Annotated in this window: 23 protein-coding genes and 1 pseudogene; 19 read left to right on the forward strand and 5 right to left on the reverse strand. The window is 74.8% G+C overall.

Annotated features, from left to right (window positions below; all coding sequences use genetic code 11):
- Positions 1-9 precede the first annotated feature (9 nt).
- From F7P10_RS40690 to F7P10_RS40730, 10 genes and pseudogenes are all read left to right on the forward strand, one after another.
- Positions 10-198, forward strand: coding sequence for a hypothetical protein (locus tag F7P10_RS40690; protein ID WP_151017359.1), 189 nt, complete (start codon positions 10-12; stop codon positions 196-198).
- A 27-nt stretch (positions 199-225) separates the two neighbouring features.
- A complete protein-coding gene (locus tag F7P10_RS40695; protein ID WP_151017361.1) occupies positions 226-570 on the forward strand; it encodes a hypothetical protein in 345 nt (114 codons plus the stop codon).
- A 14-nt stretch (positions 571-584) separates the two neighbouring features.
- On the forward strand, positions 585-2,366 hold the full coding sequence (locus F7P10_RS40700; protein ID WP_254716275.1) for an FtsK/SpoIIIE domain-containing protein: 1,782 nt from the start codon (positions 585-587) through the stop codon (positions 2,364-2,366).
- A 155-nt stretch (positions 2,367-2,521) separates the two neighbouring features.
- Positions 2,522-2,695: a helix-turn-helix domain-containing protein gene (locus tag F7P10_RS40705; RefSeq protein WP_151018633.1), complete on the forward strand. Its 174-nt coding sequence runs from the start codon at positions 2,522-2,524 to the stop codon at positions 2,693-2,695.
- A 113-nt stretch (positions 2,696-2,808) separates the two neighbouring features.
- The gene (locus F7P10_RS40710) at positions 2,809-3,567 is read left to right on the forward strand and encodes a tyrosine recombinase XerC (protein ID WP_151017365.1); all 759 of its coding nucleotides are present in this window, start codon (positions 2,809-2,811) and stop codon (positions 3,565-3,567) included.
- A 154-nt stretch (positions 3,568-3,721) separates the two neighbouring features.
- Complete coding sequence (locus F7P10_RS40715) at positions 3,722-4,264, forward strand: hypothetical protein (protein WP_151017367.1); 543 nt, start codon at positions 3,722-3,724, stop codon at positions 4,262-4,264.
- A pseudogene (locus tag F7P10_RS44930) lies at positions 4,170-4,727 on the forward strand (hypothetical protein); the annotation flags it as partial. The gene F7P10_RS40715 and the pseudogene F7P10_RS44930, both read left to right, overlap by 95 nt.
- A 3-nt stretch (positions 4,728-4,730) precedes the next feature.
- Positions 4,731-5,321 carry a hypothetical protein gene (locus F7P10_RS44935; protein WP_254716277.1) on the forward strand — a complete coding sequence of 197 codons (591 nt, stop codon included), beginning with the start codon at positions 4,731-4,733 and terminating at the stop codon, positions 5,319-5,321.
- Positions 5,318-6,004, forward strand: a complete 687-nt coding sequence (locus tag F7P10_RS40725; protein ID WP_151017371.1) for an ABC transporter ATP-binding protein — start codon at positions 5,318-5,320, stop codon at positions 6,002-6,004. Before F7P10_RS44935 ends, F7P10_RS40725 begins: the two co-directional genes overlap by 4 nt.
- Complete coding sequence (locus F7P10_RS40730) at positions 5,973-7,217, forward strand: ABC transporter permease (RefSeq protein WP_151017373.1); 1,245 nt, start codon at positions 5,973-5,975, stop codon at positions 7,215-7,217. The genes F7P10_RS40725 and F7P10_RS40730 overlap by 32 nt, the downstream gene beginning before the upstream one ends.
- A 50-nt stretch (positions 7,218-7,267) precedes the next feature.
- Here F7P10_RS40730 and xylA read toward each other — a convergent pair whose 3' ends face one another.
- Both xylA and xylB read right to left on the reverse strand, forming a co-directional pair.
- Complete coding sequence (gene xylA / locus F7P10_RS40735; protein WP_151017375.1) at positions 7,268-8,428, reverse strand: xylose isomerase; 1,161 nt, start codon at positions 8,426-8,428, stop codon at positions 7,268-7,270.
- 10 nt (positions 8,429-8,438) lie between these two features.
- The gene (gene xylB / locus F7P10_RS40740) at positions 8,439-9,836 is read right to left on the reverse strand and encodes a xylulokinase (protein ID WP_151017377.1); all 1,398 of its coding nucleotides are present in this window, start codon (positions 9,834-9,836) and stop codon (positions 8,439-8,441) included.
- Positions 9,837-9,927: 91 nt separating this feature from the next.
- Here xylB and F7P10_RS40745 point away from each other — a divergent pair, with 91 nt between their 5' ends.
- Positions 9,928-11,106, forward strand: a complete 1,179-nt coding sequence (locus F7P10_RS40745; protein WP_151017379.1) for an ROK family transcriptional regulator — start codon at positions 9,928-9,930, stop codon at positions 11,104-11,106.
- 6 nt (positions 11,107-11,112) lie between these two features.
- Here F7P10_RS40745 and F7P10_RS40750 read toward each other — a convergent pair whose 3' ends face one another.
- A complete protein-coding gene (locus F7P10_RS40750) occupies positions 11,113-11,898 on the reverse strand; it encodes an SDR family oxidoreductase (RefSeq protein WP_151017381.1) in 786 nt (261 codons plus the stop codon).
- 84 nt (positions 11,899-11,982) lie between these two features.
- Between F7P10_RS40750 and F7P10_RS40755 the strand changes: the two genes are divergently transcribed.
- Both F7P10_RS40755 and F7P10_RS40760 read left to right on the forward strand, forming a co-directional pair.
- Positions 11,983-12,597 (forward strand): TetR/AcrR family transcriptional regulator, encoded by a 615-nt coding sequence (locus F7P10_RS40755; protein WP_151017383.1) that lies wholly within the window; start codon positions 11,983-11,985, stop codon positions 12,595-12,597.
- A 103-nt stretch (positions 12,598-12,700) separates the two neighbouring features.
- Positions 12,701-13,513 carry an SAM-dependent methyltransferase gene (locus F7P10_RS40760; protein ID WP_151017385.1) on the forward strand — a complete coding sequence of 271 codons (813 nt, stop codon included), beginning with the start codon at positions 12,701-12,703 and terminating at the stop codon, positions 13,511-13,513.
- A gap of 32 nt (positions 13,514-13,545) precedes the next feature.
- Here F7P10_RS40760 and F7P10_RS40765 read toward each other — a convergent pair whose 3' ends face one another.
- Positions 13,546-14,439 carry a DMT family transporter gene (locus tag F7P10_RS40765; RefSeq protein WP_218040295.1) on the reverse strand — a complete coding sequence of 298 codons (894 nt, stop codon included), beginning with the start codon at positions 14,437-14,439 and terminating at the stop codon, positions 13,546-13,548.
- 73 nt (positions 14,440-14,512) lie between these two features.
- Here F7P10_RS40765 and F7P10_RS40770 point away from each other — a divergent pair, with 73 nt between their 5' ends.
- Positions 14,513-15,412 (forward strand): LysR family transcriptional regulator, encoded by a 900-nt coding sequence (locus F7P10_RS40770; RefSeq protein ID WP_151017387.1) that lies wholly within the window; start codon positions 14,513-14,515, stop codon positions 15,410-15,412.
- Here F7P10_RS40770 and F7P10_RS40775 read toward each other — a convergent pair.
- Positions 15,409-16,326 (reverse strand): PaaX family transcriptional regulator C-terminal domain-containing protein, encoded by a 918-nt coding sequence (locus F7P10_RS40775; protein WP_254716278.1) that lies wholly within the window; start codon positions 16,324-16,326, stop codon positions 15,409-15,411. The two genes, F7P10_RS40770 and F7P10_RS40775, sit on opposite strands and share 4 nt — an antisense overlap.
- Before the next feature lie 182 nt (positions 16,327-16,508).
- Here F7P10_RS40775 and F7P10_RS40780 point away from each other — a divergent pair, with 182 nt between their 5' ends.
- The 5 genes from F7P10_RS40780 to F7P10_RS40800 are packed head-to-tail and all read left to right on the forward strand — an operon-like array spanning position 16,509 to position 21,073.
- Positions 16,509-17,690 carry an ABC transporter substrate-binding protein gene (locus tag F7P10_RS40780; protein ID WP_151017388.1) on the forward strand — a complete coding sequence of 394 codons (1,182 nt, stop codon included), beginning with the start codon at positions 16,509-16,511 and terminating at the stop codon, positions 17,688-17,690.
- A complete protein-coding gene (locus F7P10_RS40785) occupies positions 17,687-18,475 on the forward strand; it encodes an ABC transporter ATP-binding protein (RefSeq protein WP_151017390.1) in 789 nt (262 codons plus the stop codon). The genes F7P10_RS40780 and F7P10_RS40785 overlap by 4 nt, the downstream gene beginning before the upstream one ends.
- A complete protein-coding gene (locus tag F7P10_RS40790; RefSeq protein ID WP_151017392.1) occupies positions 18,472-19,173 on the forward strand; it encodes an ABC transporter ATP-binding protein in 702 nt (233 codons plus the stop codon). The genes F7P10_RS40785 and F7P10_RS40790 overlap by 4 nt, the downstream gene beginning before the upstream one ends.
- Entirely contained in the window at positions 19,170-20,033 is an 864-nt protein-coding gene (locus F7P10_RS40795) for a branched-chain amino acid ABC transporter permease (protein ID WP_151017394.1), read from the forward strand. The genes F7P10_RS40790 and F7P10_RS40795 overlap by 4 nt, the downstream gene beginning before the upstream one ends.
- Complete coding sequence (locus F7P10_RS40800; RefSeq protein WP_151017396.1) at positions 20,030-21,073, forward strand: branched-chain amino acid ABC transporter permease; 1,044 nt, start codon at positions 20,030-20,032, stop codon at positions 21,071-21,073. Before F7P10_RS40795 ends, F7P10_RS40800 begins: the two co-directional genes overlap by 4 nt.
- The last annotated feature ends 17 nt before the right edge of the window (positions 21,074-21,090 follow it).

Consider the following 21,090-nt stretch of genomic DNA (forward strand, 5'->3'; position numbering starts at 1 on the left):
GGTGATGCCGTGAACGTGACGATTCCGCTGGTCGCCATCCTCGGCACGGTCGTGTGGATCGCGTGGCGCTACATGGGTCTGCGGGCGTGGCACGTGGTCGTGTGCCTGCTCTTCGGATTCTTCCTCGCCGCGACGAGCGCGGGCCCGGAGATCCGCCGATTGGTCGCCGTCCTCGTCGAGAGCCTCTCCCAGCACTGAACCCCGACCGGAAGGAGGGATGCCCTAGTGCCCGACATTCCGCAGTTCACCAGGATCGACCTTGAGGAGGTTCGCGACCGTAACCGAGCCGCGCGCGAGATCATCTCCGCGCTCGCAGAGGCGATGCCCTCTGTGGCAGAGCTGTGGTTCCGCGTCAACGCCGCGCTCACCGACACGCCCGTCCTGCTCAGCGAGGTCAACCGCCTCGTCGCCGAACTCGTCAAGGTGCGTCGCGACCGTGCGAACCTGGTGGCCGTTGCGCGCGCCGCTCTCAGCGCCGAACGGGACGCCGAACCCGACCCGCTGTACTACGTCCGCGACGAACTTCGCGCTCAAGGGCACCTGCCCCCGGAGAGCCGGGGGCGCCGATGAGCCGGACACGGCAGATGCAGCGCCACGCACGCAAGATGCGCCGCCACGGTCTCAACCCCGTCATCCTGGTGAACGAGGACGCCCAGTTTCCCGACCTGGTCATCACGGTCATCGGGCGCGCGCTGTGGCGGTACCGGTCTGAACTCGCCCCGCTGTACCTCACGGGCGCCGTCACGGTGAGCGGGACGGTTCTGCACGTCACCCGTCCAGGATGGTGGCCGTACCTGCTGGCGGGCGCGACCGCCGTCGCGTGGCTGCTGGCGGTTCTCGGCGAACGCATTGGGCTCTCGCGGCGCAGCGAACGGACGTACGCCGCGACCGTCGCGGTGAGCGTCGGAGGATGGCTCGCCGCCGCCACGGCTCTCGGCGTCGCGTTCCAGCCGCTCCCGCAACTGCTCATCGGCGGGGCGTGCGCGCTCGCCGTTCCATGGTGGGCGCACCGGCGACGGCGCGCGAAGGTTCGCGTTGACCGTCAGCTCTCGGCGTGGCCACAGATCGCCCAAGCGGTCGGGCTCAACGGCTCGCACGTCCAGTCCGCTGTGGTGGACGTGTGGGGATGGCGCGCCCGCTTCGCCCTGGCGCGCGGCCAGACCATCCACGACGTCATCGCCAAAGTGCCCGCGATCGAATCGGCGCTCGGGACGTTCCGCGGCGCCGTGCGCGTCCTGCCAACGCGCGATGACAAGGCCAACCGGTTCGAGTTGCGCGTACTCGACACCGACCCGCACGCCGACGCGATCCCGTGGCCCGGCCCGTCCGTCGCATCCATCACCGAGCCGATCGACCTCGGGCCGTTTGAGGACGCCACCGGCGCTCGCGTCCTGCTGCTGCGCCGTCACGCCCTCATCGGGGGCGTCGCCGGCTCGGGCAAGAGCGGCGGCATCAACGTCCTGATGGGCAACCTCAGCGCGTGCCAGGACGTGGTCATCTGGGCCATCGACCTCAAGCGCGGCATGGAGCTGCAACCGTGGGCGCCCTGCATCGACCGGCTCGCCACGACTCCCGAGCAGGCCCGCGCCCTGCTGCGTGAAGCGGTGACGATCCTTGAGGCGCGCGCCGAGTGGCTCGCCGCACAAGGCCGCCGGGTGTGGGACCCGACGCCGGATCTGCCCGCGCTCGTCATCGTCGTGGACGAGTACGCCGAACTCGCCGAGGACGCCCCCGACGCGGCGAGCGACACGGAGTCGATCGCGCGACGCGGACGGGCCGTCGCCGTGACCCTCATCGCGGCCACACAGCGGCCCACGCAGAAGGCCATGGGCAAGGGCGCCGTCCGCTCGCAGATGGACGTCCGCGTCAGCTTCCGTGTCCGCGAACGCAAGGACGTCGAACTCATCCTGGGGCAAGGCATGCTCAACGCCGGATGGCACGCCCACACCCTCAACGCACCCGGCAAGTTCCTGCTCTCCGCCCCCGAACACGACACGCCCCGACGCGCCCGCGCCTACCTGCTCACCGACGACGCCGTGAACGAGACGTCCAGCCGGTGCGCGCCCCTACGGCCCGTGCTGGACGAGGTCTCTCGGCGGGCACCGGACGACGCGCACAGCGAACCCGTCCGGGCACCCGAAGAGACGTCCGTACCCGTTACGGCACCTCGCGACGAACGGGGCGACGCCGCGCTGAGGGACGCCCTCAAGGGCGCGCCGGACGAGGGACTCTCGATCGCCCATCTCCGGATGCTCACCGAGATGAGCAGACCCACCCTGTACCGGCGGCTCAACGACCTCGTGAAGGCCGGACACGCCGTCCAGGTCGGACGCGGACGCTACAAGGCGACCGACCACGCACCGTGATCGTCTCAACGTCTCGTCTCGCGCGCGTCTGCACGGATAGCGCACAGAGATGTCCGTGAGACGAGACGCAGACGAGCACACACCGTAGCCAAGGAGATGATCAGCAACCGCAAGACCGCACTCCGGGCAACGCCCGGTGAAAGGAGGTGGTGACCATGCAGGCGTACACCGTCGAGCAAGTGGCCGAGATCCTCAACATCGGACGGGACAAGGTCTACTACCTCATCCGGACGGACCAACTCCGAAGCATCAAGATCGGCAAGCTTCGCCGCATCACTGACCGGCACATCGCCGAGTTCGTCTCCTCCCTCGAAGAGGCCGCCCGCTGACGGCGGTGGGGAGGTCTGGACCGTGGCCGCGATCGGACCTCCCCACACGAGGGACGTCTAGGGACGTCTTGAGTTATGATGTGGAAGCGTGGCTTGACGCGTGCGCTGAGGGCATGACCACACAGACGCTCAAGATCGTCCACGGGCTTCTCCGGCGGTCGATCCGGCTCGCGGAGCGGCGCGACAAAGTGGGGAGGAACGTCGCCCTGCTCGTCGACACGCCGCAGGGCAAGCGACCCAGGAGACGGTCGCGGTCGCTCACCGTGAAGCAGGCGACGAAGCTTCTCCGTACCGCGCAAGACCCACGGCACCGACTCGGCGCGTACGTCATCCTCGCGATCGTCTCGGGGCTTCGGACCGAAGAGCTTCGGGCGCTCACGTGGGCTGACGTCGATCTCAAGAAAAAGGTCGTCTACGTCCTCCGGTCCGACCGGAGCGGGGGCGACACGAAGACGAAGAAGAGCCGTCGGGGGCTCGCCATGGCCGACATGGCCGTCTACGCGCTCACGGCGCTCCGGAAGCGTCAGGCCGCCGAGAAGCTTGTGGCGGGCGACGCGTGGCAGGGACACAACCTCGTCTTCTGCAAGGAGGATGGGACGCCTTACAGAGACAGCGACGTTCGTCGCCGGTTCCAGAAGGTCACCATGGCCGCAGGGCTCGGTACCTCGTGGGTGCCGCGCGAACTTCGACACACGTTCGTGTCCATCATGAGTGATCAGGGCGTTGCCCTGGAGAAGATCAGCGACCTTGTGGGGCACTCCGACACCCGCACCACGCGGACGATCTATCGGCACGAACTCCGGCCCGTGATCACCACGGGCGCCGAGAAGATGAACGTGATCTTCTCGGGGGACAAGAGTGAGTCAGCCTGACGAGTGGCTCCCGAATCGGCTCCTCTGACGACGTCCAACCCGCTGAGCAGGCACTTTGCGTGGCTGCGGTTAAACCCGGATTAGCCGCGTTCGGCTGGACTCGGCGCGTCGCCGGGAAGTCCCCGGCGAGCGGAGACCTCCGGGGAGACCGACGATGCCATCGACGAAGAGAGCGCGGGTCCTCGCGGCGCTGGCCCTCGCGCCCGCGCTCGCCCTCGGCCTGCCGGCCTGCGGCGGCGAGGGAGGCGGCGCGGCCGGCCGCGCGGCGGGCGACCGGGACGGGATGCGGGAGTTCGCGCAGTGCATGCGCGACAACGGGGTCGACATGCCCGACCCGTCGGCGGACGGCCGGGTGGAGATCCGGCAGTCGGCCGCACCCGGCGAACGGGACGGGCAGGACGGGCAGGACAAGGCCGTCGCGGCCCAGGAGAAGTGCCGCCACCTGATGCCGAACGGGGGCGAACCTCCCACCCCGGACCCGGCCCACATCGCGGCGATGCGCGCCCACTCCCAGTGCATGCGCGACAACGGGATCGCCGGGTACCCCGACCCGAACCCCGACGGCAGCATGCTGCTGGAGGGCGAGAAGGGCGGCGATATCGATCCGCAGAGCCCCGGGTTCAAGAAGGCTCTGGAGGCGTGCGCGAAGCACGCCCCGGACGGCGAGGGGCCGAGCAGCACCGGGCGGGACGAGTGACGCGCAGACGCACGGCCGCGCTCGGCGCCGCCGGGGCCATCGCCGCGGGCGGTGCCGGCCTCGCCGTGGCGGGCCCCGCCGCGACGGCCCCCGGCGGCGGCGCCGGGCCCGCCGCCGGGACCGCCCCGGCCGTTCCCGCGACCGCGCCCGTCCGGCGGACGACCCTGGTCGAGACGCGGAACGTGGACGGCGTCCTCGGCCACGGCGGCGCCCGCGCCGTCGGGGGTGGGGCGTCCGGGACCATCACCGGGCTGCCCGCGCTCGGTTCCGTGCTCACCCGCGGCGAGACGGTGTACCGGGTCGACGACGATCCGATCCCCCTGCTGTACGGCAAGCTGCCGCCCTACCGGACCCTGTCCGCCGGGACGGAGGGCCGGGACGTCCTCCAGTTCGAGCGGAACCTGCGCGCCTCGGCCACACCGGCTTCACGGTCGACGACACCTACGGCGACGCCACCGCCGCGGCGGTGAAGCGCTGGCAGGACGCGCTGGGCGTCGCCGAGACCGGACGGCTCGAGCCCGGGGCCGTGGTCGTCGCGTCCGGGCGGCTGCGCGTCGCCGAGCATCGCAAACGCGTCGGGGACCGGGCCGGTGGAGAGGTCCTCGGCTGCACCGGCACCGACCGGGTCGTCACCGTCGACCTGGACGTGCGTGACCGGCGGCTGGTGCGGACCGGCGCCGAGGTGGAGGTGGTGCTGCCGTCCGGCGACACCGTCCGGGGCGAGATCGGCGGGATCGGCAGGGTCGCGGAGGAGAACGAGGGCGACGCCCCCGCCACGATCGAGGTCACTGTCGCGCTCGGCGACGCCGAAGCGGCGGACGACGTGTACGACAGGGCGCCCGTCGAGGTGCGGCTCGTCGCCGAGCGGCGCGCGGACGTCCTGGCGGTGCCGGTCGGCGCGCTGCTCGCGCAGGCCGGCGGCGGCTACGCGGTCCAGGTCGTCGAGGACGGGGCGGTCCGCACGGTGCCGGTCCGGACCGGCGCGTTCACCGAGGGGCTCGTCGAGGTCTCCGGGAAGGGGCTGGCGGCGGGGATGGACGTGGGGGTGCCCTCATGAGTCCGGTCGCGGAACTCCGCAGCGTCACCAAGACCTATCCGGGCGGCGTCACGGCGCTGGACGGTGTGTCGCTGGCCGTCGAGGCGGGCGAGCCGGTCGCGATCGCCGGGCCGTCCGGCTCGGGGAAGTCGACGCTGCTGCACCTGCTCGGCACTCTCGACCGGCCGTCCGGCGGGACCGTCCTGATCGAGGGACGCGACGTGTCGCGGCTGCCCGACCGGCGGCTCGCGGCCCTGCGCGCCCGGCGGATCGGGTTCGTGTTCCAGCAGTTCCACCTGGCTCCCGGGGGCACGGCGCTCGACAATGTCGCCGACGGCCTGCTGTACCGGGGCGAGCCGCGCGCGGGACGCCGCCGCCGCGCCCGCGGCGCGCTCGAGCGCGTCGGGCTCGGGCATCGCCTGGACCACCGGCCCCACAGGCTTTCCGGGGGCGAGCGGCAGCGCGTGGCGATCGCCCGCGCGATCGTCGGCGAGCCCGCGCTGCTGCTGGCCGACGAGCCGACCGGGGCGCTGGACTCGGCGTCCGGCGCGGCCGTCCTGAACCTGCTGCTGGAGCTCTCCGGAGCGGGCACCGTCGTCGTCATCACCCACGACCGGGAGGTCGCGGCACGGATGCCCCGGCGGGTGCGGATGCGCGACGGCCGGATCGTCGGTGACGGCGCGCGGGCCGGGGCGCGCCGATGACCCGGCCGGAGCACGAGCGGCGCGACGGCCGCGCCCCGCCCGGCTGCGTCCCGCGGACACGCTGCGCGTCGGTGCGTCCGGACTGCGCACCCGTCCGCTGCGGGTGTTCCTGTCCGCCCTCGGCATCGCCCTCGGGATCGCCGCGATGATCTCCGTGGTCGGCGTCTCGGCGTCCGGCCGCGCCCGGCTCCAGGAGACCCTCGACCGGCTCGGCACCGACCTGCTGACGGCCGCGCCCGGTACCGACCTGTTCGGCGAGGCGGCGACGCTGCCGGCCGAGTCGGTGGGCATGGTCGCGCGGCTGCCGCAGGTCGAGTCGGCGTCCGCGACGGGGACGCTGGACGGGGTCCACGTGTACCGCAACGACCGCATCCCGGAGGGGCGGACCGGGAGCATCTCGGTGCGGGCGGCCCGGCTCGACCTCCCGCGCACGGCCGGCCTGACGGTCGCCGCCGGTACCTGGCTGAACGCCGGGACGGCGGAGTATCCGGCGGTCGTGCTCGGCGCGGCGGCCGCGGAGCGGCTCGGCGTGTCCACGATGAACGCGCAGGTGTGGCTGGGGTCGCGGTGGTTCACCGTCGTCGGGGTCCTGGCGCCGAACGAGCTGGTGCCGGTGCTCGACCAGGCCGCGTTCGTCGGCTGGGGCGCCGCCGCGACGCATCTCGGCTTCGACGGGAGACCCACCACCCTCTACGTCCGGGCGCGGGAGGGCGCGGTGCGGGAGGCGCGGGGGCTGCTCGCCGCGGCCGCAGCCCCGGCCGCGCCGGGCGAGGTGCGGGTGAGCCGCCCGTCGGAGGCGCTCGCCGCAAGGGAGGCCGCGGACCGGACGTTCACCGGGCTGCTGCTGGGGCTCGGCGGAGTAGCCCTGCTGGTCGGCGGCGTCGGCGTCGCCAACACGATGGTGATCTCGGTGCTGGAGCGGCGCGCCGAGATCGGCCTGCGCCGCGCGCTCGGCGCCACCCGGGGGCAGATCGGGCTGCAGTTCCTCACGGAGTCGCAGCTGCTCGCCGCGCTCGGCGGCGCGGGCGGCGTCGCGCTCGGCGCCGCCGTCACCGCGGGGTTCGCCGTGACGCGGGACTGGCCGGCCGTCGTCCCGGGATGGGCCTGCGCCGGGGGCCTGCTCGCGACCGTGCTCGTCGGCGGGGTCGCGGGCCTGTACCCGGCCGTCCGGGCGGCCCGCCTGCCGCCCACCGAGGCGCTCGTCGCGCCGTGACGCGCGGGGCCCGCCCCGACCGGGCCGGGACGGGCCTCACGCGCGCGGCCCTACGAGCGGACGCCGTAGAGGTGCTCCAGCGCGAGCTGGTCGAGGCGCTCGTGCGCCGCGCCGCGGACGGCGAGGGCGTCGATGTCGGGGGAGGCGTCCCGGACGGACCGCCAGTCCTCGCCCTCGGCGAGCGTCGGGCGCGACAGCTCGTCCAGACGCGCGTCGCGCAGCGCCTCCCGCACGTCGGGGTCGGCGCGGAACGCGCGGACCTTCTCCCGCAGGATCAGCCAGTTGCGCATGCAGGCCGCCGCCGACTCCCACACGCCCGCGTCGTCCTCGGTCCGCGGCGGCTTGAAGTCGAAATGGATCGGGCCGTCGTAGTCGCTCTGCTCGATCAGGTCGACCACCCAGAACGCGCCGCGCACGTTGCCGGCGCCGAACCGCAGGTCCTGGTCGTAGCGGGGGCCGTGCTGCCCGTTCAGGTCGATGTGGAAGAGCTTGCCCTGCCACAGCGCCTGCGCCAGGCCGTGCGCGTAGTTGAGGCCCGCCATCTCCTCGTGCCCCACTTCGGGGTTGAGGCCGACCATCTCCGGGCGCTCCAGTTCCTGGATGAACGCCAGCGCGTGCCCGATCGTCGGCAGCAGGATGTCGCCGCGCGGCTCGTTCGGCTTCGGCTCGATCGCGAACCGGAGGTCGTACCCCTGGTCGGTCACGTAGGCGCCGAGCACGTCGAACGCCTCCTTGTACCGGTCCAGGGCGGCGCGGACGTCCTTGGCGGCCCCCGACTCGGCACCCTCCCGGCCGCCCCAGCACACGTAGGTGCGGGCGCCGAGCTCGGCCGCCAGGTCCAGGTTGTCCATCACCTTGCGCAGCGCGAACCGCCGGACGTCGCGGTCGTTCGAGGTGAACGCGCCGTCCTTGAAGACCGGGTGGCCGAACAGGTTCGTCGTCGCGGTGGTGACGACGAGGCCCGTCTCGTCCAGCGCCTTGCGGAACGCGTCGATCTTCCCCTGCCGCTCGGCGGGCGGGGCGTCGAAGTCGAACACGTCGTTGTCGTGGAAGTTCACGCCGTACGCGCCGATCTCGGCGAGTTTCCGGACGGCCCGGTCGGCGGCCATCGGCGGCCGGGTGCCGGGCCCGAACACGTCCACGCCCTGCCAGCCGACCGTCCAGATGCCGAACGAGAACCGGTCCTCGGGAACCGGGGTGTAGTCGCTCATGTCGTCCTCCCTAATCGGCCGCCGTACCCAGTGCCGGGGCGGTGTCGCGCAGCGCGGCGTAGCGCTCGCGGACGGCGGCCTCGACGTGGCCGGCGGTGTACTCGGTGGCGGGCGGCGCGGGCCAGTCCGGCGGCCCGGCGGCGCCGGCCAGCGCCCACGCGGCCTGGCGGGCCGCGCCGAGCGCCACGTACTCGGCGGGTTCGGGCACGGTGACGGGCGTGCCGAGGATCGCCGGAGCCAGCCGCCGGACGGCCTCGGCGCGGGCGCCGCCGCCGATCAGCAGGGTGCGGCGCGGCCGGACGCCCTGGGCCGCGAGGTGGTCGACGGCGTCGGCGAGCGAGCACAGCAGCGCCTCCACCGCCGCCCGCGCCAGGTTCTCGCGTGCGGCGTTCGTCGTCGTCAGCCCGCTGAGCACGCCCGTGGCGCCGGGCCGGTCGGGGGTGCGCTCCCCGTCGAGGTAGGGCAGCAGCGTCAGCCCGCCCGCGCCGGGCCCGGCGGCGAGCGCCAGCTCCGACAGGCCGGCCAGGTCGGCGCCGGTCAGCGCGGCCGCCGCCTCCAGGATCCGGGCGGCGTTCAGCGTGCAGACCAGCGGCAGGAACCGGCCGGTCGCGTCGGCGAACCCCGCGACGAGGCCGGACGGGTCGGCGGCGGGCGCGTCCGCGACGGCGAAGGCCGTCCCGGACGTCCCGATCGACAGCACGACGTCGCCGGGGCGCAGGCCGAGGCCGAGCGCCGCGCCCATGTTGTCGCCGGTGCCGGCGCCGAGCGCCGCGCCCCACGGCGTCGTCCCGACGCGCTCGCCCGGCGCCGCCACGCGCGGCGGCTCGGCGTCCCGGCCGAGCGCGGCGCGCAGGACGTCCGGGGCGTAGGAGCCGTCGGCGGGGGACCAGTAGCCGGTGCCGGACGCGTCGCCGCGGTCGGTGACCGGGCCGTCCGAGCCGAGCCGCAGCGTCAGCCAGTCGTGGGGGAGCAGCACGCGCTCGGTGCGGCGCGCGTTCTCCGGCTCGTGGTCGGCCATCCACCGCAGCTTGGTCACCGTGAACGACGCAACGGGCACGCTGCCCGTCCGCTCGGCCCACGCCCGCGGGCCGCCGAGTTCCTCGACGAGCGCGCGCGCCTGCGGGGCGGAGCGCGTGTCGTTCCACAGCAGCGCGGGCCGGACGACCTCGCCCGCGGCGTCGAGCGCGACCATGCCGTGCTGCTGCGCGGCCACCGCCACGGCGTCCGCCCGCTCGAGGACGCCGCGCAGCCGCGACAGCGCGTCCCACCAGTGCTCCGGGTGGCACTCGGTGCCGTCCGGGTGCGGCGCCGACGCCTCGTCGACCACGGTGCCGTCGGACGCGCGGCACAGCACGACCTTCGTCGACTGCGTCGAGGAGTCGACGCCCGCGACCAGCTCCTCGGCCATCCGGCCCTCTTTTCGTCAACTATGTGGACTTAAGTAACGTAGCAGGCGCCCTAGGCCCTGCCTATAGCGGCGACTCAATTAGGGTGCGTCCATGACGAACTCCGGGAACGTCCCCGTCCGGCACGCGACGATGCGCGGCCGGAACCTCGCCGTCGTCCTGGAGCACATCGCGCGGCACCAGCCCGTCACCCGCGCCCGCCTCGCCGAGCTGACCGGTTTCACCAAGACCACGGTGTCCAACCTCGTCGGGATCCTGGACGAGGCCGGCCTCGTCGTCGACGGCGCGCCCGTCCACGAGGGCGAGCGCGGCCGCCCCGGCGTGGCCGTCTCCCTGCGCGGCGACGGCGCCGCCGGGCTCGGCCTGGAGGTGGGCGTCGACCATCTCTCCGCGTGCGTCCTGGACCTGGCCCGCCGGGTCCGCTACCGGCACGTCGTCACCGGCGACAACCGCGGCCGCGAACCCGCCGCCGTCCTCGCGGCGCTCGCCGGGCTGGCGGACGAGGCCGTCGCGGCGGCGGCCGGGCAGGGCCTCACCGCCGCGGGCGCCGCCGTCGCGCTGCCCGGCCTGCTCGACCGCGGAAACGGCGTCGTCCGGCACGCCCCCAACCTCGGCTGGACGGACGTGCCCGTCGCGGGGGCGCTCGCCGGGTTGCCGGCCGAGTACGACAACGAGGCCAACCTCGCGGCCCTCGGCGAGCTGTGGTTCGGCGGCGGGACCCGCCTGGGCGACTTCGTCCACGTCTCCGGCGAGATCGGCATCGGCGCCGGGATCGTCGTGGACGGCCGCGTCTTCCGCGGCGCGCACGGCTTCGCGGGCGAGCTCGGCCACCTCGTCGCCGACCCCTCCGGCCCGACCTGCCCGTGCGGCGGACGCGGCTGCCTCGAGCAGATCGCCGGGCGGGACGCCCTGCTGCGTGCCGCCGCGATCCCCGCGGGCGGCGCCCCGGAGGACCTCGCCGCCCGGCTGGCCGCCGGGGACGCGCAGGCGGTGGCGGCCGCCGGCCGCGCGGGACGGGCCCTCGGCGGAGCCCTCGCCAGTGTCGTCAACCTCCTGGACCCCGACACGATCGTGCTCGGCGGCGTCTACCCGCCGCTCGCGCCCTGGATCGTCCCGCCGCTGCGCGCCGCCCTCGCCGCCGGGCCCGGCTCGCTGCGCCGCGCCGTCCCGCCCGTCGAGGTCTCCGCGCTCGCCGACGGCGCCGCCGTCCTCGGCGCCGCCGGCCTCGTCATCGAGCGGCTCCTCGCCGACCCCGCCCCGCTCCTGCCCTGACCGCCGTCAGACGTCGATCCGCCGCGCGGCGAACGACGCGATCAGCCGCCCGGCCGCCGGAAGCTCGAGCGGCAGCAGCGATGTCGCGGGGTGCGCGCGCCGCCGCCTGCCGCCCTCGATCGCCCGGACGATCGCGCGCGCGGCCGACTCGGGACTCACCGGCGGCGGTGTCCGCACCGGCCGGTCCCGCCAGGGCAGCAGATCGATGTCCCGGGCGGCGGTGTCGGTGGCGCCGGGGACGATCTCCAGTACCCGGACGCCGGTGCCCCGCAGCTCGTGGCGCAGCGTCCGGGTCGCGTGCCCCAGTGCCGCCTTCGCCGCCCCGTAGTACCCGAGCGCCGGGACCGGGACGGACTGCAGCGTGGACGTGACGTTCACGACCAGGCCGGATCCGTGTTCCCGCATCCCGGGCAGCACCGCGCGCGCCAGCGCGACCGGCGACCAGAAATCGGTCTCGAACAGTTCGCGGGCCGCCGGGCCGTCGCCCAGGTCCTCCTGCGTCCCCACCAGCCCCGCGCCCGCGTTGTTGATCAGGATCCGGACGGATCCGAGCGCGTCCGCCGCGTCCCGTCCGAGCCCGGCGGCGGCGCCCGGCCGGGACAGGTCGACGCCGAACACCGCCGGCCGCGTCCCGCCGCGGGCGGCCACCGCGTCCGCCACCGCCTCCAGCCCGTCCCGCCCGCGCGCCGCCACGGCGAGCCGGGCGCCTCGCGCCGCCAGCGCGAACGCCAGGGCGCGGCCGATGCCGCTCGATGCGCCCGTCAGCAGGACCGGCGTGCCCGTCAGATCCATAACGCCTCCCAAGTTGACTGATTATCAGTCAACCGTGAACATAGGTGCGTCGCCGCACCACGTCAACACCGGGAGGACACGCCGATGGCCGGACCGGACCGCCGCGCGCTGCTCGTGGCCGCCGCCGCCGAACTGTTCACCGAGCGCGCGTTCGACGAGGTCACCACCAGCGAGATCGCGCGCCGCGCCGGAGTCGCGTACGGGCTCATCGCGCACCACTTCGGCAACAAGCGCGGCCTCTACCTGGCGACGATCCGTGCCGCCGCGGACCGGCTGCGCGCCGTCCACGAGACCTCGCCCGGCGAGGGGCCGCCCGCCGAGCGGCTGCACGCCGCGCTCGACCGGCACGTCGCCTTCATGGAGGACAACGCCGCCGGTTTCCTGGCGCTCACGCGCGGCGGCAACGGATCCGACCCCGAGGTGCGCGCCATCGTCGAGGACCTGCGCTGGCAGGGCGCGCGGCGGTTGCTGGACGCCTTCGGCGTCGCCGAACCCGTGCGGCCGGCGCTGCGGACCGTGATGCGCGGGTGGGTGGGGTTCCTGGACGAGATGGTCGTCGACCATCTGCGGTACCGCGACGTGCCGCGCGAGACGCTCGTCGCCGCGGCGGCGGCGACCCTCGTCGCCGCGCTGCGCGCCGCGCACGCCGCCGACCCGCGAGGCGGCCCCGATCCGGGGCTCGTCGACCTGCTGGGATGAGCGGGCGGGCTCCTGGCCGCTCGCGGCCGCCACGGGGCGAACCGGTACGGGCACGCTGCGTTCCGTGAGAGGATCGTTCTCCGGGGACGAGCGGAGACGGAACATGGGCGGCGAGAGGATCCTTGCGGGCGTCGACCTGACGACCCCCAACACGGCGCGGATCTACGACTACCTCCTGGACGGCAAGGACAACTACGCCGCCGACCGCGAGGTCGCCGAGCAGCTGCTCACCGTGATCCCCGAGGCGCGGACGGCCGCCCGGGAGAATCACGCGTTCATCGGCCGCGCCGTGCGCCATCTGGCCGCGGCGGGCGTCCGCCAGTTCATCGACATCGGCACCAAGCTGCCGGCCCGCGGCAACGTCCACGAGGTCGCGGCCGAGGTCGCGCCGGACGCGGCCGTGGTGTTCGCCGACGCCGACCCCGTCGTCCTCGCGCACGCGCGGGCCCTGCTCGCGGGCCGCGCGGGCACGGCCCGGACGGCCGTCGCCCGGTGCGATCCGCGGCGCCCCGCCGACGTCCTCGGCGACCCGGCCGTCCGCGCCCTCATCGACCTCGACCGTCCGGTCGCCTGCGTCCTGGACCGCGTCCTGCACTTCGTCGACGACGACGCCGCGGCCGCCGAGCTCGTCGGCGGCCTGCACGACGTGCTCCCGCCCGGCTCCCACCTGGTGTTCACGCACATCACGCAGGATCCCGAGCCCGAGTCCGGCGGCGACGTCGGCGAGGTGTTCAGGCCGACCGACGGGCACTTCTGGGGGCGGCCCCGCGCCCGCCTCCTCGACATCGTCGGCTGCTTCGACCTCCTCGAACCGGGCCTGACCTACACGCCGCAGTGGCGTCCCGATCCCGGCGGCCCGGTCAACCCGGCTCCGGAGCGGACGTTCACCCTGGCCGGAGTCGGCCGCCGCCGCTGACCCGGCCCCCGCGCACCTGCCGTCGCCTGCCGTCACCGGCCTCGCGTGCCGACTCCGGCGGGCTCGTCGCGCGGGCCGGGCGGTGGCACGGCGGAGTGCCGGGGACGCCAGTGCGCGGACGCGGCGCCCGCCGACGCCGCCGAGACGCAGCCGACGGCGAGCCACCCCGCCGGGCCGAGACGCTCGCCCAGCAGGACCAGGCCGGCGAGCGCGGCGGCGGCCGGTTCGAGGCTGACCATGACGGCGACGGCGCGCGCGGGCATGCGGCGCAGCGCCGCCCGGTCCAGCGACCACGGCACGACGGCCGACAGCAGCGCCACCCCGAGCCCGGCCGCGAGCACGCCGGGCCGCAGCACGGCGCCGTGCACGAGCGGGGCCAGCGGCAGCAGGAGCAGCGCCGCGACCGCGACGCCCCACGCCAGCCGCGTGCCGCCCCGGGCGCCGGTGCGCCCGTTCAGGACGAGGTAGGCCGCCATGCAGGCGCCCGCCCCCAGCGCGAACGCGGCCCCGGACGCCGAGACGGGCTCGCCGAACGGGCGGTAGATCAGCAGCACGCCGACACCGGCGAGCGCCGCCCACAGCAGGTCGGCGGGTCGCCGGGCCCGGACGAGCGCGAGCGTCAGCGGCCCGAGGAACTGCAGCGTGGACGCGACCCCGACCGGCAGCCGCTCCAGCGCCGGGTAGATGAGGTGCATGCCCGCGATGGCGGCGCCGAGCGCCGCGACCGTGCCGAGCGAGGCCCGGTCCGGAAGCCGGGGGCGGTGCAGGAGCAGCAGGACGAGCGCCGCGAACGTCAATCGCAGGACGATCACGCCCGCCGTCCCCGCGACCGCGAACATCGCCTTGCCGCAAGCCATCCCCGCCTGGACGGTCACGACGCTCCCCAGCAGCAGGACCGGGCCCGGCACGTCGTATCTGGTCGCCATGCCGCCAGTTTCGGGAACCTGAACCATGCGGGTCCATCGAATGTTTCCGCACAGAATCATGTTGGATGGCCGAATGATCGACCGACGTCTGGAGACGCTGCGCGTCCTGCGGGAGCGCGGCACGGTGACCGCGACGGCCGAGGCGCTGCACCTGACGCCGTCGACGGTGTCGCAGCAGCTCCGGCAGCTCGCCCGCGACCTGGGCGTGGACCTGCTGGAGGCGCAGGGACGCCGGGTGCGGCTCACCGCGGCGGCGCACACGGTGCTGCGGCACGCCGACGCGCTGGCCGCGCAGTGGGAGCGGGCCCGCGCCGACCTCGCCGCCCACCGGACGGGCGCCGCGGGGCGGATCCGGTTCTGCAGCGTGTCGAGCGCGCTCGCCGCGCTGGTGGCGCCCGCCGCCGCGCGGCTGCGGGCGGAGCATCCCGGGCTCGAGGTCCGGATGAGCGAGAGGGAGAGCGAGGAGGCGGCGCACCTGCTGCTGTCCCGCCGGTTCGACATCGCGGTCGTCATCCCGAGTGCGGGGACCCCGGCGCCGGGGGACGCGCGCTTCGACGTCCGCCCGCTGCTCGACGAGCCGCAGGACCTGCTCGTCGCGGCCGGTCACCCGCTGGCCGCGCGCGGGACGGCCCGGCTGGACGAGGCGGCGGGGGAGCCGTGGATCGGCTCGCCGGACCGGACCGACCAGCACCAGCTGATGCTCGCGTCCTGCGCCGCCGCCGGGTTCGCGCCCCGGATCGTCCATGAGGCCTACGAGTGGTTCTCGGTGTCGGCACTGGTCGCGCACGGCTTCGGGGTCGGGCTGGTGCCGCGGCTCGCGCCCCTGCCGCCGGACCACGCGGTGGTGCGCGTGCCGCTGCGGGGCGAGTCGGTGCCGTACCGGCGGATCGTGGCGTGCGTGCGGCGGGGCGGTGACGGGCAGCCGCCGATCGCGCGCGGCCTGGCGGCGCTGCGCGCCGCGGCCGGCGCCTAACCGGCCTCGGCGGCGTCCGGGGCGGCGGGCGGGGGGACCGGGATCGACTCGATGGCCGCGTCGGCCAGCCGCCGCGCTTCGCGCTGGTAGCGGTCGCCGAGTTCCAGGAGCACCTGCTGGGCGCGGACGGCCGGCCAGCCGTCCGGCAGGTGCTCCACGGGCAGCCGCGGGTCGTCGCGGACGAGCTGCAGCCACTCCGTCATCATCCACAGGTAGCGGGCGAGGTCGTCGGGCGCGTCCGGAAGCGGGCCGGGACGGTCCCAGCGGTCGAGGAACGCGCGGTAGCCGTTCGCGACGGCGTCCAGGTCGAACGCCTCGCGGAGCATCGCGGGGACGTCGGTGGGCTCCTCGGCGGGGCCGGAGAACACCTTGAGGCGGCCTTCCAGGCCGCCGAGCTCACCGACGATCGCGCGGACGTCCCGGCGCGATGGAGCGATCCACGTCCCGTTGCCGAGCGAGCCGAAGCCCGCCCAGGCGAGCCGGGCGCGCAGGTCGTGGCGGGCGCGCTGCCACGAGTCGGGCATCGAGAACGCGAGCACGGTCCAGGTGCCGTCCCAGTCGGTGACGACGCCCCGGCGCCAGACGCGCTCCTCGCCGTCGTGCAGGATCTCCGCCGAGCGCGCGGTCAGCCCGAAGTGCATGCGGCGGCCGTCGCGATGCCGTGCGAGCAGGCCGCGGCCGACCATCCGGGTGAGCGTGGAGCGGACGGCGTGCTCGCCGACGCCGAGCCGGGCGAACGTGTCGATGAAACTGCCCGAGAAGACCGCGATGTCGCGCCCGAGCACGTAGTTGCCGAGGTAGGTCAGCATCAGCGACTGCGGCCGGAGCCGGGGCGAGGGGCCGGTGGCCCGTTCCTCGCGGCGCTCGTGCCGCCCATGCCGTTCGGCGCGGTGTTCGGCGTCGGGGCCCTTCACTTTCCACTCACCCGTTCGGCTCCCCTCATGGCGCCAGCGTAACGGCGGTCCCGGGCGGTCCGCCCCGCGGATCGGTCATGTTGGGCAGATCCTTGACCACCGTGAAATATACGCCTAACTTCGGTGCAGTCCAGCCCGGGCACCCCGGCCGCCACAGCGATCCCCCACCTCGGGAGGCTCCAGTGCGCAAGATCGTCCCCCTTCTCGCCGCGGCCGTGCTCGCCGCCGCCACCGCGTGCGGCGGTGCCGGCGGCGCGGACGGCTCGCTCAAGATCGGCTTCATCGAGTCCCTGACCGGCAACTACGCCTCGCTCGGCGGCGAGGCGAAGAAGACCGTCGAGCTGGCCGTCGAGCAGATCAACGACGCCGGCGGCATCGGCGGCGAGACGATCGAGCTCATCACCCTCGACGACCGGACGTCGCCCGACCAGGGCGTCCTGCACTTCAACAGGCTGCGGTCGCAGGACGTCACCGCGATCATCGGCTCGACCTACGCCAACGTCGCTCTGGCCGTCCAGCCGCTCGCCGAGCGGGAGAAGATCCCCTACATCTCGCTCGCCCCCGCCGACGAGCAGGTCGATCCGATCCGCGAGTACACGTTCGTGATCCCGGCGCTGTCGTCCACCTACGCGCGGGCGATGCTCGGGTACTTCGGAGAGAACGGCATCACGGACGTCGCCGTCGCCTACGACACCAAGAGCGCCTACGCGATGGCCGGGTTCGAGGGGATGAAGGCGCACGCGGCCGAGCACGGCGTCCGGATCGTGAAGGAGGAGCCCTTCGAGGCCAACGCCGGCAGCTTCAGCCCGCTGTTCACGCACGTCCGCGACTCCGGCGCGCGGGCGCTCGTCGTGTGGGCGAGCGGGCCGCCCGGGGTGACGCTGGCCAAGCAGTTCCCGTCGTCCGGGTTGGACATGCCGCTGTTCATGACGGGGTCGCAGGCGAGCAGGCTGTGGCTCGACCCCGTCGGCGAGGCGGCCGAGGGCGTGCACGTGCAGAGCGCGATCGGCGTCGTCGGCGAGCACCTTCCCGACGGGACGCTGAAGCGGTCGATCCAGGAGATGTCGGGTCCGTTCCAGCAGAAGCACGGGTACGCGCCGCCGCAGTTCGCGATGGACGGCTACGCGGCCGTGAAGCTGCTGGCCGCGGCCATCGAGAAGGCGGGCGCCGACCGCGAGAAGATCCGCGACGCGCTGGAGGGCCTCAGCCTCGTCACCCCCAACGGCCAGTACAACTACTCGCCGACCGACCACTCCGGGCTCAAGCCGTCCGACATCTCCATGAACCGGGTGCGGGACGGTGAGCTGGTCCCGACCGAATGGTCGAGGACGCGGCTGGCGCGGACCGCGAGGGCGCTCGGATGAGCGCGCTGCTCGCGATCGACGGCGCCGGGCGCGCGTTCGGCGGCGTGTACGCCGTGCGGGACGTGTCGATGACGGTCGCCGAGGGCGAGACCCGCGCCGTCATCGGCCCCAACGGCGCCGGGAAGTCGACCCTGTTCAACCTGATCAGCGGCCACCTCGTCCCCGACCACGGGACGATCGCGTACGCGCCCGCGGGCGCGGCCGGGCCGCGCCGCCTCGACCGGCTCCCGCCGCACGCGCGGGCCCGGCTCGGCATCGCCATCGTGTTCCAGGGCGCCCGCCTCTTCCACGGCATGACCGCACTGGAGAACGTCATGGTGGGCGCGCACGCCCGCACCCGGCACGGGATGCTGTCGGCGGCGCTGCGGCTGCCCGCGCACCGCCGCGAGGAGGCCGCGATCCGGGCGGACGCGCTCGACGCGCTCGGCCGGGTGGGGCTGCGCGACTGGGCGCACCGCCCCGCCGACGTCCTCCCGCTCGGCCAGCAGCGCTCCCTGCAGGTGGCGCGCGCGCTCTGCGCCCGTCCCCGGCTCCTCCTGCTGGACGAGCCCGCGTCGGGCCTGCGCGGTCCGGAGCGCGAGGCGCTCGCCCAGCTCGTCGAGGGGCTGCGCGCGGAGGGGCTGACGATGATGCTCGTCGAGCACGACGTCGCGTTCGTCGCCCGGCTCGCCGACCGCGTCGGCGTCCTGGACCTCGGCCGCCTCATCGCCGAGGGCACCCCCGACGAGGTCCGCGGCGACCCCGCCGTCGTCGCCGCCTACCTCGGGAAGGAGGCCGCCGCGTGACGGCGGTCGTCGAGGTGTCCGGACTGGTCGTCCGGTACGGGACGGCCACGGCCCTGGACCGCGTCGCGCTGACCGTGGGGGCCGGCGAGCCGGTCGCGCTCATCGGCCCGAACGGCGCCGGGAAGACCTCGCTCGTCAACGCGATCCTGGGCCTGCTGCGGCCCGCCGCCGGGCGGGTCCGCGTGCGGGGCCGCGCGGCGCTGGTCCCGGAGGGGCGGCAGATGTTCGACGACCTGACGGTCGAGGACAATCTGGCCTTGGGCGCCTGGCGGCGGCGCCGCGAGCGCGGCGCCCGCGACACCGCCCGCGTGTACGAGGTGCTGCCGCGGCTCGCCGACCTGAGGGATCGCCGCGCGGGGTCGCTGTCCGGCGGGGAGCAGCAGATGGTGGCGTTCGGCCGCGCGCTGATGGCCGACCCCGACGTGCTCGTGGTGGACGAGCTGTCGCTGGGGCTCGCCCCGCTCGTCACCGCCGGCCTCGCCGGGCACCTGCGGGAGCTGAACGCCGGGCGCGGCCTCGCGATCCTGCTGATCGAGCAGAACGCCCGGCTCGCCCTCGACCTGTGCGCGCGCGGCTACGTGCTCGAGGCCGGGCGGATCCGCGCCGAGGGCACGGCGGCGGAGCTGGCGGCCGGCAGCGCGGTCGCCGACGCCTACCTCGGCGGCACGGCGCCCCGGACGGGGGAGGAGGCCGGGTGAGCGCGTTCCTGCAGTACCTCATCTCCGGGACGGCCGTCGGCTGCGGGTTCGCGCTCCTGGCGAGCGGCCTGGTGGCGATCCACCGGGTGACGCGCGTCGTGAACTTCGCGCAGGGCATGTTCGCCGTCGTCGGCGGGATGACGGCCGGGTCGCTGCTGTCGTCGGGACTGCCGCACGTCGCCGCCGAGGCCGCGGCCGTCCTCGTCGCAGGCGCCGTGGGCCTGGCGGTCGGGCTCGTCGCGACCGGCAGGCGCGGGACGTCGCCGCGCTCGGCGCTGATCGTCACGCTCGGGCTCGGGTTCCTGGCGTACGCGGTGGAGATCATGATCTGGGGCGACAACCCCCGCTCCCACCCGGGCCTCGGCGGCGCCGTCACCGTGTTCGGCGCGCACGTGGAGAAGCAGTCGTTCCTCGTCATCGGTGTCACCGCCGCGGTGTTCGCGCTGCTCGGGCTGTTCTTCGGCCGCACCTACACGGGCCGGGCGCTCACCGCGTGCGCGTCGAACCCGTACGCGGCGCGGGCCGTGGGCATCGACGTCGTGCGGATGGGGCTGCTCGCGTTCGCGCTGGGCGGGATGCTGGGCGGCCTCGGCGGCGTCCTGATCACGCCGCTGCAGCCCATCTCCTACAACAGCGACGTCCTGCTCATCACCAACGGGTTCGCGGCGGCGATCCTCGGCGGGCTCGATCGGCCGGGCGTCGCGCTCGCCGGGGCGCTGACCCTCGGCGTCGCGGAGTCGATGGTCGCCGGGTACGGCGCCGCGTCGTACCAGACCGTCGTGGCGCTGGTGCTGATGCTGACGATCATGACGGTGCGCGCGTCGCGGCGGACCGCGCTGCAGGAGGAGGCAGCCCGATGAGCGCGTCCGTCCGCACGCTCGTGCCCACGTCCGCCGGGGCGGTCGCCGCGGCGGCCGTCGCCGCCGTCGCGCTCGTCCTGCCGCTGGTCCTGCCCGGTCCGCAGGTGTCGGTGTACGTGCTGCTGCTCGTCTCGGCGATCGTCGTCACCGGCCTGTCCATGCTGATGGGGTTCGCCGGTCAGGTATCGCTCGGCCAGGCCGCGTTCACCCTGATCGGCGCCTACACCGCCGCGCTCACCGCGATCCACGGCGTGCCCACCTGGGCGGGGCTGCTGCTCGCGCCCGCCGTCGCCGGGGCCGCCGCCGCGCTCGTGGGCGTCCCGCTGCTGCGGCTGCGCGGGCACCAGCTCGCGTTCGCCACCCTCGCCGTCCAGCTGATCCTGCTCAGCGTCGTCGGCCGGCAGGAGTGGGCGGGCGGCGACATCGGGCTGCAGGGCGTTCCGCGCCTCACCGTCGCCGGGTACGAGTTCGCCGACGACGCCGCCTACGCCTACCTCGCCCTCGGCGCGCTCGGCCTCACCGTCCTGGTCGTCCGCAACATCGTCGGCTCCCGGCCCGGCCGGGGGCTGCGCGCGCTCGCCACCAGCGAGGTCGCCGCCGCCTCAGCCGGGGTGCCGGTCGCCGCCTACAAGCAGGCGGTGTTCGCCCTGTCGGCGGCGTTCGCGGGCCTCGCGGGCGGCATCTACGCGTACTACATCGGGTACGTCGCGCCCGGCTCGTTCCCCGTCCTGCTGTCGTTCGAGTACGTCGTGATGGTCGTCGTCGGCGGCGCCGGGACGATCTGGGGCGCGCTCGCCGGCGCCGCCGCCGTCACGCTCCTGCTGCAGGTGCTGAACGACGTCGGCACGCGGGAGGGGATGCCCGCTTCGGCGCCGGCCGTCCTGTCGTACGCCGTCTACGGGCTGCTGCTCGTCCTCGTGGTGCTGTTCATGCCGAAGGGCCTCGTCCCCACGATCACCGGCCGGTGGCGGCGCCGCGCCTCCGCCCGGGCCGCTGCCGCCGGCCCCGGAACCGAACCCGAACGCGCTCCCGTGAAGTGACCGCCCGGAGAGGACGC

It is taken from the genome of Actinomadura sp. WMMB 499 (genome assembly GCF_008824145.1).
Lineage (GTDB): Bacteria > Actinomycetota > Actinomycetes > Streptosporangiales > Streptosporangiaceae > Spirillospora.